Raw genomic sequence first — 14,139 nt, forward strand, 5'->3', positions numbered from 1 at the left:
TGTGATCAGCGGCGGCGCCGCCGCGCGGGCGAGCCCGGAGGTAACAGTGATGACCGACGACGTCGGACCGCAGGGCGCGAACGGCGGCCGGACGGCGGGCCGCGGGCGCCGCCGGGTCGCGCTCCTCACCGCGGGCGCGCTGCTCCCGCTGCCCGTACTGGCCGGCTGCAGCGGCGACGAGCCGCGGCCCGCCGGCGCCGGCAGCCAGGACATCGCCCCGGCCGCCCCGGCGACGCTGCGCGACGGCGGCACGGTGCGCTGGGCCGTGGACGAGCTCCCCCGTACCTTCAACGCCTTCCAGGCGGACGCCGGCGAGAGCACGGACACGGTGGCGGGCGCCGTGCTGCCCGCGCTGTTCACCCTGGACGCCGACGGCGTACCGCAGCGCAACCCGGACTACCTCAAGGCCGCCGAGGTCACCCAGCGCGAGCCGAAGCAGGTCGTGCGGTACGCCCTGAACCCCGCGGCGCGCTGGAGCGACGGCCGGAAGGTCTCGGCGGCCGACTTCGCCGCCCAGTGGAAGGCGCTGCGCGGCAGGAACGCCGCGTACTGGACGGCGCGCAACGCCGGCTACGACCGCATCGAGAAGGTCGAACCGGGCGACGGTTCCGGCGAGGTCCGGGTGACCTTCGACCGCCCGTACGCCGACTGGCAGTCGCTCTTCACGCCGCTGTACCCGAAGAGCGTCATGGGCAGCCCGGCGGCGTTCAACGACGGCGCGCGCAAGAAGCTCGCGAGCAGCGCCGGGCCGTTCCGGGTGCGGGAGCGGGACGCCCGCGCCGGCACGGTCACCCTCGTACGGAACGCGGAGTGGTGGGGCGGCCGGGCCCGGCTGAAGAAGATCGTGCTGACCGAGCTGCCCGTCACGAAGCGGCCCGCCGCGCTGGCCAAGGGGAAGATCGACGTCGCGGAGATCGACCGTGGCACGGCCAAGGAGCTGACCACGGCGGGCGGCGGGAACCAGCAGGCCGCCGTCGGGGACGACGCGCCGCGCGGCGCCGTCTCCGCCGACGCGCTGCGCCACCAGGCACTGGCCCGCGGCACCGACGCCGAGCGCACGGCGGAGCAGAAGCACCGCAAGGAGGCAGCGGCCGCCGCCGAGCGCCGCGCACACCTGCGCGGCTACACCGTCCACCGCGCCCTCTCTCCGTCCTTCACACAGCTCGCCCTCAACGGCAGCACCGGGCCGCTCACCGACGAGCGGGTCCGCCGCGCGGTGGCCCGCGCCATCGACCGCGGCACGCTGGCCAAGGAGGTACTGGGCCCGCTCGGGCTGCCCGCGGCGCCGGTCGGCAGCCATCTGCTGCTCGCCGGGCAGCCCGGGTACCGCGACAACAGCGGCGCGCTGGGCGGCCAGGACACCGGGGCCGCGCAGGCGCTGCTGGCCGACGCGGGCTGGCGGATGCCGGAGGGCGGCGCCGAGGAGAAGACCGACGCACAGCCCGGCGAGCGCGAGGCACCGGAGCGGCGCAGCGCCGCGGAGGGCGGGCGGACGGACGGGGAGAACGGGCGGACGGACGACGGGAACGGGCAGCGAGCCGCCGGGCGCGAGGACGCCGGTGGCTCCGCCGGCGCCCGGCAGCCGCACGGCGGCCCCGCCCGCTCCGGTACCGACCGTCCGGCGGCGGCCGGCTTCCCCGCCGGTACCGCCCCCCTCTCCGCGCTGACCGGCGCCGGGTCCGCCGGGCTCCAGAGGGTGGCGCTGCTGCGGCAGAGCGCGGCGCTGTACGACGCGGCGGCGCGCGCCGGCCGGCGGCACGCCGCGGGGGACACCGGGTCGGCGGCGTACGCGTCGTACGAGCGGGCGAGCGGCCGGGCGGCGGACGCCTGGGACGCGGCCGACGTGCTCGCGGAGGCCGCACAGCAGCAGACCACCGCGCTCGCGGCCGGCGCCGGGCAGCCGGGCTGGGACGACACCAAGCCGGGCGCGGGCCGGGAGGTCGCGGGAACGGGCCCGGCCGGCCCGCTCAGCGCCGTCCAGGCCCGGGAGGCCGCGGCCGCCGCCGAGCGGAACCGGCTGGCGGCCGCGACGGAGCGCGCGGACGGCGCCCCGGCGCGGGAGCGGCCGGCCGCCCAGGGCGGCGCCCAGGCCGGGAACGCGCCGGGCGCGGACGACGAGAAGAACAGCCACGGCGGCAAGGCCGACAAGGCCGACGAGGCAGGCATGGCCGACGAGGGCGCCAGGACCGGCAAGGGCGGCGGGCACGCGCACGGCAAGGACGACGCCGCTGCCCGCAAGAGCGCCGTCTTCGTGAAGAAGAACGGCCGGCCGCTCATGCTGCGCTTCGTCCTGCCCGACGGCCCCGGCACCGCGCAGCTCCGTACGGTCGCCGACCGGATCTCCGAAATGCTGCGGAAGATCGGGGTACGGACGAGCGTCCAGAAGGTGGCCGACAAGAGCTACTTCGAGGACCACATCGCGTCCGGGGACTACGACCTGGCGCTCTACTCCTGGCCCGGCAGCGCCTACCCGGCCACCGACGCCCGGCCCATCTACGCCAAGCCCCGGCCCGCCGCCGACGGCTCGCTGACCGTCGAGCATAACTACACCCGGGTCGGCACCGACCGGATCGACCAGCTCTTCGACCAGGCGTCCGCCGAGCTCGACCCGGACGCGGCCCGGGACCTCGTGGCCCAGGCCGACCAGCGGATCTGGGCGGCTGCAGGATCGATCCCGCTGTACCGGCAGCCGCAGCTCGTCGCGGCCAGGTCCCAGCTCGCCAATGTGGGCGCTTTTGGCTTCGCATCGCCCGTGTATCAGGACATCGGCTACAAGAAATAGCAGGTCAGCATGGGTGCGAGCGGGCTGGGGCGGCCGATGCCGCGCCAGCCCCGTACCATGGGATGAGGCCGTGGCGTCTGCATGCCCGGCGGGCGCGCGTGCCGGACCGTACGCGCCGTCAACCACAATTCCGGGAGAAGCGCCGCAAGTGCCCACGCGCCACGACATTCGTAACGTCGCCATCGTCGCCCACGTCGACCACGGCAAGACCACCCTTGTCGACGCCATGCTCAAGCAGGCGGGAGCCTTCGCCGCGCACGCCGCCGAGAACCTCGACGAGCGCATGATGGACTCCAACGACCTGGAGCGTGAGAAGGGCATCACGATCCTCGCCAAGAACACGGCGGTGAAGTATCACCCCAAGGACGGCGGGGACCCGATCACGATCAACATCATCGACACCCCCGGCCACGCCGACTTCGGCGGTGAGGTCGAGCGCGGTCTGTCGATGGTCGACGCGGTCGTCCTGCTGGTCGACGCCTCCGAGGGCCCGCTGCCGCAGACCCGCTTCGTGCTGCGCAAGGCGCTGGCCGCGAAGATGCCGGTCATCCTGTGCATCAACAAGACCGACCGCCCCGACTCCCGGATCGCCGAGGTCGTCGACGAGACGTACGACCTGTTCCTGGACCTGGACGCGGACGAGGAGCAGATCGAGTTCCCGATCGTCTACGCCTGCGCCCGTGACGGCGTCGCGTCGCTGACCAAGCCGGAGGACGGCACCGTCCCGGCCGACAGCACGAACCTGGAGCCGTTCTTCACCACGCTGCTGGAGACCGTCCCGGCCCCCGAGTACGACGAGACCGCGCCGCTGCAGGCCCACGTCACCAACCTCGACGCGGACAACTTCCTCGGCCGTATCGCGCTGCTCCGCGTCGAGCAGGGCGAGCTGAAGAAGGGCCAGACCGTCGCGTGGATCAAGCGCGACGGCACCATCTCCAACGTCCGCATCACCGAGCTGATGATGACCGAGGCGCTGACCCGCAAGCCGGCCGAGGTGGCGGGCCCCGGTGACATCTGCGCCGTCGCCGGTATCCCCGACATCATGATCGGCGAGACGCTGGCCGACCCGGAGAACCCGATCGCGCTGCCGCTGATCACGGTCGACGAGCCCGCGATCTCGATGACCATCGGTACGAACACCTCGCCGCTGGTCGGCCGCGGCGGCACGGGCAAGGGCGCGGACGCCAAGGCCGCGGTCAAGGACCGCAAGGTCACCGCCCGCCAGGTGAAGGACCGCCTGGAGCGCGAGCTGATCGGTAACGTCTCGCTGCGCGTGCTGGACACCGAGCGCCCCGACGCCTGGGAGGTGCAGGGCCGCGGTGAGCTGGCGCTGGCCATCCTGGTCGAGCAGATGCGCCGTGAGGGCTTCGAGATGACCATCGGCAAGCCGCAGGTGGTCACCAAGGAGGTCGACGGCAAGACCTACGAGCCGACCGAGCGCATGACCATCGACGTGCCCGAGGAGCACATGGGCGCGGTCACGCAGCTCATGGGCGTTCGCAAGGGCCGGATGGACAACATGTCCAACCACGGCTCCGGCTGGGTCCGCATGGAGTTCATCGTGCCGTCCCGCGGTCTGATCGGCTTCCGTACGGAGTTCCTGACCAACACCCGCGGCACCGGCATCGCGCACTCGATCCACGAGGGCCACGAGCCCTGGTTCGGCACGCTGACGACCCGTAACAACGGCTCCCTGGTCGCCGACCGCGCCGGTGTGGTCACCGCCTTCGCGATGACCAACCTCCAGGAGCGCGGTGTGCTCTTCACCGAGCCCGGCACCGAGGTGTACGAGGGCATGATCGTCGGCGAGAACAGCCGCGCCGACGACATGGACGTCAACATCACCAAGGAGAAGAAGCTCACCAACATGCGCTCCTCCTCGGCCGATTCCTTCGAGGCGATCGTGCCGCCGCGCAAGCTCTCCCTGGAGCAGTCCCTGGAGTTCTGCCGCGACGACGAGTGCGTCGAGGTCACCCCGGAGGCCGTCCGCATCCGCAAGGTGAACCTGGACGCGCGTGAGCGCGCCCGCGCCGCCTCGCGCGCCAAGCACGGCTGACGGTCTTAAGGCCCCGCAGGCCGACTCCCCAGCGCCCCGCCGGACTTCTGTCCGGCGGGGCGCTGTCGTATGCACGCTGTGTGACCATCCGGCCTCGCGTCCGCTATCGCAGCAGTGGTTGCCCCGTCAAGACGCCGATGGTCGTCCGCGACCCCCGCCGGGTGGCCGAATAGTGGACGGGCGGCGCCCTCCGGGCAGTTGGGGGTCCGATTCCTTCCCGTCTGGATGGATTGGTTTGTCCGGTTTCCGGACGTAGATCTCCGGGATGTGATCAAACCGAGACCAGAGACTCGTGGCTTATGGGGCGAACGTGACTAAGGATGGGGGCATTGAGCTCGGGTCAATGGGTCACGCGCTGTGAAGGCGCCGACTCACGAGCATCGGGGGCTGGTCGCCGCGCTGCCAGGGGTGTCAGCGGACGGCCGGCTCCTTTCCATGTCAAGAATGGACTCATGAGGAGGCAGTCCCATGCGCGGTGCCAGAAGCGCTACTTGGGTCGCGGGAGCCATAGCCATCGCCCTCGGTGTGACGGCGTGCGGCGGGAGCGGTGACAGCGGGGGTTCCGAGGCCGGAGTCGTACGGTCCGCCTGGGGCGACCCGCAGAACCCGCTGGAGCCCGCCAACACCACTGAGGTGCAGGGCGGCAAGGTCCTGGACATGATCTTCCAGAACCTCAAGAAGTACGACCCGAAGACCGGCGCGGCCCAGAACGACGCCGCCGAGTCCATCGAGACGAAGGACCAGCAGACCTTCACCATCAAGGTGAAGAAGGGCCTGACGTTCTCCAACGGCGAGCCGCTTACCGCCAACTCCTTCGTCGACGCCTGGAATTACGGCGCGCTGGCGACCAACCAGCAGAAGAACAGCTACTTCTTCGCCGACATCGAGGGCTTCGACAAGGTCGCCCCGGCAAAGGGCAAGCCGACCGCGAAGACCCTGTCGGGCCTGAAGGTCGTCGACGACCACACCTTCACGGTCAAGCTGACCCAGAAGATGTCGACCTGGCCGGTCCGCCTGGGCTACAAGGCGTTCGCGCCGCTGCCGAAGAAGTTCTTCACGGACCACAAGGGCTACCTGGACAAGCCCATCGGCAACGGCCCCTACGCGGTCGACTCGTACCAGAAGGGCACGCAGATGAAGCTCGTGCCCAACAAGAAGTACCGGGGCGACGACAAGCCGCAGAACAAGGGCGTGCTGCTGAAGGTCTACACGGACTCCAACACCGCCTACTCCGACCTGCAGGCCGGCAACATCGACGTGCTCGACAGCCTGCCCGCCGAGCAGATCAAGAACGCCAAGACCGACCTGCAGGGCAACTACGTCTCCCAGCCGGCCGGCATCAACCAGACCATCACCTTCCCGCTCGACAAGGGCGCGTGGAGCAAGCCGGGCATGGAGAAGGTCCGCAAGGGCATCTCCATGGCGATCGACCGCAAGCAGATCACCGAGAAGATCTACAACGGCACGCGGACGCCGGCCACCGACCTCACCTCCCCGGTGCTCGGTGCCGCCAACGGCTACTCCAAGGACATCTGCGGCGACGCCTGCACGTACAACCCCACCGAGGCCAAGAAGCTCATCAAGGACGGCGGCGGCCTGCCCGGCGGGAAGATGACCATCAGCTACAACGCGGACAAGGACTCCCACAAGGAGTGGGTGGACGCGATCTGCAACAGCGTCAACAAGGTGCTGGGCGACGACAAGGCGTGCGTGGGCAACCCCGTGGGCACCTTCGGCGACTTCCGCAGCCAGATCACCAAGGGCGAGATGACCAGCGCCTTCCGCGCCGGCTGGCAGATGGACTACCCGCAGATCGAGAACTTCCTGACGCCGCTGTACGCCACCGGCGCCAGCTCCAACGACTCGCACTGGAGCAACAAGAAGTTCGACGACCTGCTGAAGCAGGCCGCGAGCGAGCCGGACACCAAGAAGGCGACCAAGCTCTACCAGGACGCCGAGAAGCTGGTGTTCGACGACATGGTCGCCATCCCGCTCTTCTACCAGAACGGCGTCGCCGGCTGGTCGCAGAACGTCTCCAACGTCTCGCTCGACGCCTTCAGCGTCCCGGTCTACACCCAGATCAAGGTCAAGAGCTGACCCGACGCAGCCCCTGAGCGGGCCGCACCGAACCAACCGCTCACGGCGGCAGGGAGCAGCCGGTCACCCGCGCCTCGTCCATGAGGCCCGCGGGCCCGGCTGCCCCCGCGTCGGCGCACTTCTGGAGGACACATGGGGCGCTACGTCGTGCGACGACTGCTCCAGATGGTGCCCGTCTTCATCGGCACCACTTTCCTGATCTTCGTCATGGTCTACGCGCTCGGCGATCCCGTCGCGGCCATGTTCGGAGACCGGACCCCCGACCCGGCCACAGCCGCCCAGATCCGGGAGTCCCTGCACCTGAACGACCCGCTGTGGAGCCAGTACCTGCAGTACATGGCGGGCATCTTCCAGGGCGACTTCGGCACCGCCTTCAACGGCCGGCCGGTCATCGAGCTGATGGGGGACGCCTTCCCCAACACCATCCAGCTCACCCTGGTCGCCTTCGTCATCGAGCTGGTGGTGGGCGTGGCGCTCGGCGTCGTCGCGGGCATGCGCCGCGGCCGCCTGATCGACACGGGCGTGCTGGTCCTCACCCTGTTCGTGATCTCCATCCCGACCTTCGTCACCGGCTACCTGCTGCAGTACTTCGTCGGCGTGAAGTGGGGCGCGCTGCCCCCGTCGGTCTCCACCGAGGTGCGCTTCGAGGAGCTGATCCTGCCCGGTATCGTCCTCGCGGGCGTCTCGCTGGCGTACGTGGCCCGGCTGACCCGCACCTCCATCGCGGAGAACATCCGCTCCGACTACATCCGCACCGCCACCGCCAAGGGCCTGCCGCGCCGCCGCGTGATCAGCGTGCACCTGCTGCGCAACTCCCTGATCCCGGTCGTCACCTTCCTCGGCACCGACATCGGCGGCCTGATGGCCGGCGCCATCGTCACCGAGCGGATCTTCAACCTCCAGGGCGTCGGCTACCAGCTCTACCAGGGCATCCTGCGGCAGAACGCGCCGACGGTCGTCGGCTTCGTGACCGTGCTCGTGGTCGTCTTCCTCGCCGCCAACCTGCTCGTCGACCTGCTCTACGCGGTCCTGGACCCGAGGATCCGGTATGCCTGAGATGACCAAGACAGCGGCCGATGAAGCCGTGGCCGCCGTCGAGTCCGTGCCCGAGCAGGCCGAGAAGGCCCGCTCCCTCTGGGGCGACGCCTGGCGGGACCTGCGCCGCAACCCGATCTTCTACATCTCCGCCGTACTGATCCTCTTCCTGGTCGTCGTCTCGATCTGGCCGTCCATCATGACGAGCACCAGCCCGTACGCCTGCGACGTCTCCAAGTCCGCCCAGGGCGCGGCCCCCGGCCACCCCTTCGGCTTCGACAAGCAGGGCTGCGACGTCTACGCCCGTACGGTCTACGGCGCCCGCGCCTCCGTCACCGTCGGCATCTGCACCACCCTCCTCGCCGCCGTCCTCGGCTGCGTCATGGGCGGTCTCGCCGGTTTCTTCGGCGGCTGGTGGGACTCGCTGCTCTCCCGGATCGGCGACATCTTCTTCGGCATCCCGATCCTGCTCGGCGGCATCGTCTTCCTGTCCGTCGTCAAGGGCGGCTCGATCTTCACGGTCGTGCTGCTGATGGCCGTACTCGGCTGGCCGCAGATCGCCCGTATCGCGCGTGGCGCGGTGATCACCGCCAAGCAGCAGGACTACGTCCAGGCGGCCCGCGCGCTCGGCGCGTCCACCCCGCGCATGCTGCTCCGGCACATCGCCCCGAACGCGCTGGCGCCCGTCATCGTCGTGGCGACCATCGCGCTCGGTACGTACATCTCGCTGGAGGCCACCCTGTCGTTCCTCGGCGTCGGCCTGAAGCCGCCGACGGTCTCCTGGGGCATCGACATCTCCCAGGCCGCCACCCAGATCCGCAACGCCCCGCACACCCTGCTGTACCCGGCGGGCGCGCTGTCTCTTACGGTGCTGGCGTTCATCATGCTCGGCGACGCGGTGCGCGACGCCCTCGACCCCAAGCTGCGCTGAGGGAGGCGTACGTGACCACCACCGAGAAGACCGCGGCCGTGCCCGGCCCGCGGACCCCGGAAGCGGCCGGTTCGCCGCTGCTCCAGGTCCGCGACCTGCACGTCGAATTCCACACCCGGGACGGCGTCGTCAAGGCCGTCAACGGCGTCAACTACAGCGTGAGCGCGGGCGAGACGCTCGCCGTGCTCGGCGAGTCGGGCTCCGGCAAGTCCGTGACCGCCCAGGCGATCATGGGCATCCTCGACATGCCGCCGGCGAAGATCCCGCAGGGCGAGATCCTCTTCCGCGGCCAGGACATGCTGACGATGTCCGGCGAGCAGCGCCGGAAGATCCGCGGCGCCAAGATCGCCATGATCTTCCAGGACGCGCTGTCCTCCCTGAACCCGGTGCTCTCCGTCGGCTACCAGCTCGGCGAGATGTTCCGCGTCCACCAGGGCCTGTCCAAGAAGGACGCCAAGGCCAAGGCCATCGAGCTGATGGACAAGGTCAAGATCCCGGCGGCGAAGAGCCGGGTGGGGGACTACCCGCACCAGTTCTCCGGCGGTATGCGCCAGCGCATCATGATCGCGATGGCGCTCGCCCTCGAACCGGACCTGATCATCGCCGACGAGCCCACCACGGCCCTCGATGTGACCGTCCAGGCCCAGGTCATGGACCTGCTCGCGGAGCTGCAGCGCGAGTACAACATGGGGCTCATCCTGATCACCCACGACCTCGGCGTGGTCGCGGACGTGGCCGACAAGATCGCGGTGATGTACGCGGGCCGGATCGTCGAGCACGCACCCGTGGGCGAGCTGTACAAGACCCCCGCGCACCCCTACACCCGCGGCCTGCTGGACTCCATCCCGCGCCTGGACCAGAAGGGCCAGGAGCTGTACGCGATCAAGGGCCTGCCGGCCGCGGCAGCGCGTGCCACTTCTGGAAGGAGACGCTCCATGGCTGAGCCCGTCACGAAGAACGCGGACCGCGAGCCGATCCTCCAGGTCCGCAACCTGGTGAAGCACTTCCCGCTCACCCAGGGCGTCCTGTTCAAGAAGCAGGTCGGCGCGGTCAAGGCGGTCGACGGGATCTCCTTCGACCTGTACCGCGGCGAGACGCTCGGCATCGTGGGTGAGTCCGGCTGCGGCAAGTCCACCGTCGCCAAGCTGCTGATGAACCTGGAGCGGGCGACCGCCGGTGAGGTCTTCTACAAGGGCGAGGACATCACCAAGCTCACGGGGCGCGCCCTGAAGGCCGTCCGCCGCAACATCCAGATGGTCTTTCAGGACCCCTACACCTCGCTCAACCCGCGCATGACGGTCGGCGACATCATCGGCGAGCCCTTCGACATCCACCCCGAGGTGGCCCCGAAGGGCGACCGCCGCCGCAAGGTCCAGGAGCTGCTGGACGTGGTCGGGCTGAACCCGGAGTACCTCAACCGGTACCCGCACCAGTTCTCCGGCGGCCAGCGCCAGCGCATCGGCATCGCCCGCGGCCTCGCGCTCAACCCCGAGATCATCATCTGCGACGAGCCGGTCTCCGCGCTCGACGTCTCGGTCCAGGCGCAGGTCGTCAATCTGATGGAACGCCTCCAGGACGAGTTCGAGCTCTCGTACCTCTTCATCGCGCACGACCTCTCGGTCGTCCGGCACATCTCCGACCGCGTCGGCGTGATGTACCTCGGGAAGATGGCCGAGATCGGCACGGACGAGGAGATCTACGAGCACCCGACGCACCCGTACACCCAGGCCCTGCTCTCGGCCGTACCGGTCCCCGACCCGGAGGCGCGCGGCGGCCGCGAGCGGATCATCCTCAGCGGCGACGTGCCGTCCCCGGCAAACCCGCCCTCGGGCTGCCGGTTCCGCACCCGCTGCTGGAAGGCGCAGGACAAGTGCGCCGAGGAGACGCCGCTCCTCGCCGTCCCCGAGGCGCTGAAGGACACCGGCTCGCTCGCCGCGCACGAGTCGGCCTGCCACTTCGCGGAGGAGAAGGACGTGGTGGGGGCGGCGTAGCGGGGGCGGCGTGGGCCGCCTACATTCCGAGGCCCTTGTCCGGCCGGGGCGGTTCCGGCGCCGGCCCGGCGGCCGGGGCCTGTACGGGGCGTGCCGCGGCCGGGCCCTTGGACGGCCCGGGCGGCATGCCGGTCTGCCACACCGGCGGCGCGGCTTCGGCCTTGGCCGGGCCGTGGGTCCCGGTCTCCGGGGCCGGCGGCCGCGGCCCCACCCACCGCTCCGGTACCCCGGGCAGCCGCTGCACCGAGTCCGTCGCCCGCGCCGTCGCGAAGGCGGCGGCCTGGTGCGCGACCGGCGCGAACCCGGGAGCGGCGTTGGCGCTCTCCGACGGGATCTGGCGCACGCCCATCCTGTTCAGCTCGCCGACCGTCTGCTGGTCGAACACCTGTCGCGGCAACTGCCAGGAGGCCGCGCCGGTCACGTCCACGCGGTGCTCCTTGCCGTCCACCGGAAAGGTCAGCCCGTACCCCAGGTACTGCTGGTGCTCGTCGAAGAGCAGCGTGCCCTCGACCTTGCCGCCCGCCTCCCGCACGCGGTCCGCGAGTTCTCGGGTGACCGGCGGCAGTGGATTCGTACGGCCGAGGCTGGCGACGTACCCGTCGGCGAGCACCTCCGTCACGTTGCCGTCCCGGTCCGTGAACGGCACCCGGAAGAGCTGCTTCCCGTCCGGCCCCGGCACGGTCTCCACTGCGCCCAGCCGGGCCTGCTCGATGGTCAGCCGGTCACCGTACCCGGAGCTGTCCCCCGTCATCTCCCGGTACTGCACCTGATGGTTGAGCGCGGGCGGGGTGTTGCCGCCCAGGATGGTGACGCGTGCGTCCGGGTTCTGCTCCAGGATGATCTCCGCGTTGGCCACGCCGGTGCCGCCCGATCCCGCGATGATCCAGTGCTGGGCGGCGCGCGGGTCGAACCGGTTGTCGGCGACCTCGTCGCCCATCAGCGCCCGCCCGGGCGCGGCCGCGCGGGCGTCCTCCCACTTCTGTGTGGCCTCCAGCGTCTGGCGGATGCCGTCCACCGTCTCGCCCTGCACGGTCTTACTGTCACCCAGCCGTCCCCGGACCGCCTCCTCGTCCAGCATGCGCAGTACGGCGGCGGCACCGCCGCCCGAGCGCTCCGCTTCGTGGAGCCGCTCCCGCAGCTCGGGCACGCGCTCGCCCAGGAGACGCACCGCCTCGCCCAGGCTCTCCACGCCCCGGACACCGCGGCGGTTGTCGTCGCGTGCGACACCCGGCACGACCTCCGGCGTCAGCCCCGTGGCGATGACCGGTGTACCGGCCACCTCGACCGTGAGCGGCTCGCCGCCGCTCAGCGGCTCGATCCGCGTCACGAGCCTGCCGTGCTTGTCCAGCGCGAGCTGTCCGTACCCGTCCACCAGCGGCCCACGCGCCGCCAGCCGGTCCTCCCACGCGCGGGTCGCCAGGATGGACACCCGGTCGGTGGGCCCGCCGACCGCGTAGGGATCGAGCCCGACGCGCCGCAGGTCGCGGTCCTGGTCGGCGGACTGTACGAGCCCCGCGCCCGGGTCCAGATGCCAGCGCCCGACCGCGTCGACCAGCAGCATGTCCTCGTCGCGGCCGGTCAGCGCGGCGCCGCCCCCGATCATCACCGGGCGCGGCTCCACTCTGCCGCCGTGCCACAGCGCCTCGTCCCGCATCTGCCGCTCGGTGGCCGCGCTCCGGGCGCTCCGCGCCGCGGCCTCCTGCTCGGCGGTCTCGGCCATGGCACTCGCCGGCGCGTCCGCCTCCGGCAGCGCGACCGACACCACCCGCCCTCCAAGGACGGTCCGCACCTCCCGCGCGGCCAGCGCCTCCGCCTCCCGGAACGCGTGCAGGGCGGCGGCGTCTTGGGGGGAGAGGTGTTCTATGGGGTGGGCGAGGTCGTCCGTCAGCCGTTCGGCGTCGGACGAGAGATGGTCACGTGCGTAGCCGAGCCGGATGCGGGCGTCCATGGCGCTCTGGGCGAACGCTTCGCTCTCGTCGAGTGCCGCTGTCGGCCGCAGGCCGCACCGGTCGATCAGACCTGACAGCTCCGCCCGTATCCCGGCCCTCTGTTCCACCGGGAGCGAAGGGTCGGAGAGCTGCTGTGCGAGCCAGTTGAGCTGCCCGATCTGTCCTCGGTCCGTCGCGGACAGCTCCGCATCGGACGGCAGCTCCGCCCCGTTCTGGAGCATGTCCCGCACCACAGGGGCGAGACCGGCGCTGGACCGTTCCCGGCCGGCCAGGAACTCGCCCGCGCCCTGGGAGAGCACCCGCCCCAGCTGGTCGAGGGGCAGGCGGTCGGACGCGTGCACCATGTAGTGCTCGGAGGTCGTGTTGATGAACGTACGCGCCACCGTGCCGTCCGGGAGCGGCACCGCGTCCACCCAGACGGAGATCGACTGTCCGGAGACATGCAGCGCGTCGAAGAACGGGCGCCCGTCGTCGTGCTTCAGCTCGGCCCGGAAACCGGCGAGTTCCAGTACCTGCGGCAGCAGCCGCTGCGCTTCCGCGAGCAACTCGCGCTGGCTCGTCCATGAGCCCTGCTGCCGCGGCATGCTCAGCAGCAATCTGGGATCGGTACCCGCGTCCACGTGCTCCCCCGATGACGTCAACTCCCGTACTACCGTGAGCCGCAGCGTATAGGATCGCGATCATGCTGATAGCGCGTTCGGCCCTGGAAGCCCACCTCTACATGGACCTGCATCCGTGCGAATGCGGGGTCGCGGATTTCGCGCGTCAGCACAGCCTCCAGCAGCGCGAGGGTGCGCTGGTATCGGTGTACGAGGGCGCGTGCGCGGGGTGCGGGCGTCAGCGGCAGTTCGCTTTCGAGATGGCGGAGGAAACGCCGCCGCCTCCGCCGGCATTCGGCGGTCCGACGCCTTCCCGGATCATTGACCCCGGGGAGTTCAAGGCGGTGGCCGGCCGGATCACCACCCGTATCAGCCCCGAAATGCTGCGGACTCCGGCAAAGGACCGTCGGCAGTTCCGCCCGCAGGCCGTTTACGCGCTCGCGGCGACGGAGGAAATCCTCAAGTTCTTCGCCGAGGGGCAGGACCAGCTTCCGGCCGAGGCTTTTCACTCGGAGCTCGGCCGGGCGATGTACGAGAGGGACCCCGGCAAGTTCGCGCGGGACCTCGTGGAGTCCGACATCGAGCTGAAGCGTCAGATCCTCGCGGACATCGACAAGGTGAGCCCGCCGCTTTCCTGACCTCCGCCCCCACCCCCCCTCCGCGCCCCCGGCCACCCCGGGGGCGCTCGCGCATTCGGAT

Annotated in this window: 8 protein-coding genes and 1 pseudogene; 8 read left to right on the forward strand and 1 reads right to left on the reverse strand. The window is 70.8% G+C overall.

What is annotated here, in order from left to right; all coding sequences use genetic code 11:
• The first annotated feature begins 49 nt into the window (after positions 1-49).
• The 7 genes and pseudogenes from IG84_RS0133565 (at position 50) to IG84_RS42455 (ending at position 10,892) form a co-directional block, all read left to right on the forward strand.
• Positions 50-2,782: an ABC transporter substrate-binding protein gene (locus tag IG84_RS0133565; protein ID WP_031065889.1), complete on the forward strand. Its 2,733-nt coding sequence runs from the start codon at positions 50-52 to the stop codon at positions 2,780-2,782.
• A gap of 148 nt (positions 2,783-2,930) precedes the next feature.
• Complete coding sequence (gene typA / locus IG84_RS0133570) at positions 2,931-4,838, forward strand: translational GTPase TypA (protein WP_031065892.1); 1,908 nt, start codon at positions 2,931-2,933, stop codon at positions 4,836-4,838.
• Positions 4,839-5,306: 468 nt separating this feature from the next.
• Entirely contained in the window at positions 5,307-6,935 is a 1,629-nt protein-coding gene (locus IG84_RS0133575; RefSeq protein ID WP_031065896.1) for a peptide ABC transporter substrate-binding protein, read from the forward strand.
• Positions 6,936-7,067: 132 nt separating this feature from the next.
• Positions 7,068-7,991 (forward strand): ABC transporter permease, encoded by a 924-nt coding sequence (locus IG84_RS0133580; protein WP_031065900.1) that lies wholly within the window; start codon positions 7,068-7,070, stop codon positions 7,989-7,991.
• A gap of 1 nt (position 7,992) precedes the next feature.
• Entirely contained in the window at positions 7,993-8,901 is a 909-nt protein-coding gene (locus IG84_RS0133585) for an ABC transporter permease (protein ID WP_245659698.1), read from the forward strand.
• A gap of 38 nt (positions 8,902-8,939) precedes the next feature.
• Positions 8,940-9,812 (forward strand): annotated as a pseudogene (locus IG84_RS42450) (ABC transporter ATP-binding protein); the annotation flags it as partial.
• 24 nt (positions 9,813-9,836) lie between these two features.
• Entirely contained in the window at positions 9,837-10,892 is a 1,056-nt protein-coding gene (locus tag IG84_RS42455; protein ID WP_031066073.1) for an ABC transporter ATP-binding protein, read from the forward strand.
• Between the two features lie 19 nt (positions 10,893-10,911).
• On the opposite strand, the gene IG84_RS0133600 is transcribed toward IG84_RS42455, so the two are convergent.
• Entirely contained in the window at positions 10,912-13,437 is a 2,526-nt protein-coding gene (locus tag IG84_RS0133600; RefSeq protein WP_031065904.1) for a hypothetical protein, read from the reverse strand.
• An 86-nt stretch (positions 13,438-13,523) separates the two neighbouring features.
• Here IG84_RS0133600 and IG84_RS0133605 point away from each other — a divergent pair, with 86 nt between their 5' ends.
• The gene (locus tag IG84_RS0133605) at positions 13,524-14,078 is read left to right on the forward strand and encodes a hypothetical protein (RefSeq protein ID WP_037801174.1); all 555 of its coding nucleotides are present in this window, start codon (positions 13,524-13,526) and stop codon (positions 14,076-14,078) included.
• Positions 14,079-14,139: the final 61 nt, after the last annotated feature.

The organism is Streptomyces ochraceiscleroticus, from assembly GCF_000720485.1.
In the GTDB taxonomy this organism is placed as follows: Bacteria; Actinomycetota; Actinomycetes; order Streptomycetales; family Streptomycetaceae; genus Streptomyces; species Streptomyces ochraceiscleroticus.

Bases quoted from the DNA above. Each gene is read 5' to 3' on its own strand.
- IG84_RS0133575 (WP_031065896.1), top strand. From the start codon at position 5,307: ATGCGCGGTGCCAGAAGCGCTACTTGGGTCGCGGGAGCCATAGCCATC.
- IG84_RS0133585 (WP_245659698.1), top strand. From the start codon at position 7,993: ATGACCAAGACAGCGGCCGATGAAGCCGTGGCCGCCGTCGAGTCCGTG.
- IG84_RS0133605 (WP_037801174.1), top strand. From the start codon at position 13,524: ATGCTGATAGCGCGTTCGGCCCTGGAAGCCCACCTCTACATGGACCTG.
- IG84_RS0133580 (WP_031065900.1), top strand. From the start codon at position 7,068: ATGGGGCGCTACGTCGTGCGACGACTGCTCCAGATGGTGCCCGTCTTC.
- IG84_RS0133565 (WP_031065889.1), top strand. From the start codon at position 50: ATGACCGACGACGTCGGACCGCAGGGCGCGAACGGCGGCCGGACGGCG.
- IG84_RS42455 (WP_031066073.1), top strand. From the start codon at position 9,837: ATGGCTGAGCCCGTCACGAAGAACGCGGACCGCGAGCCGATCCTCCAG.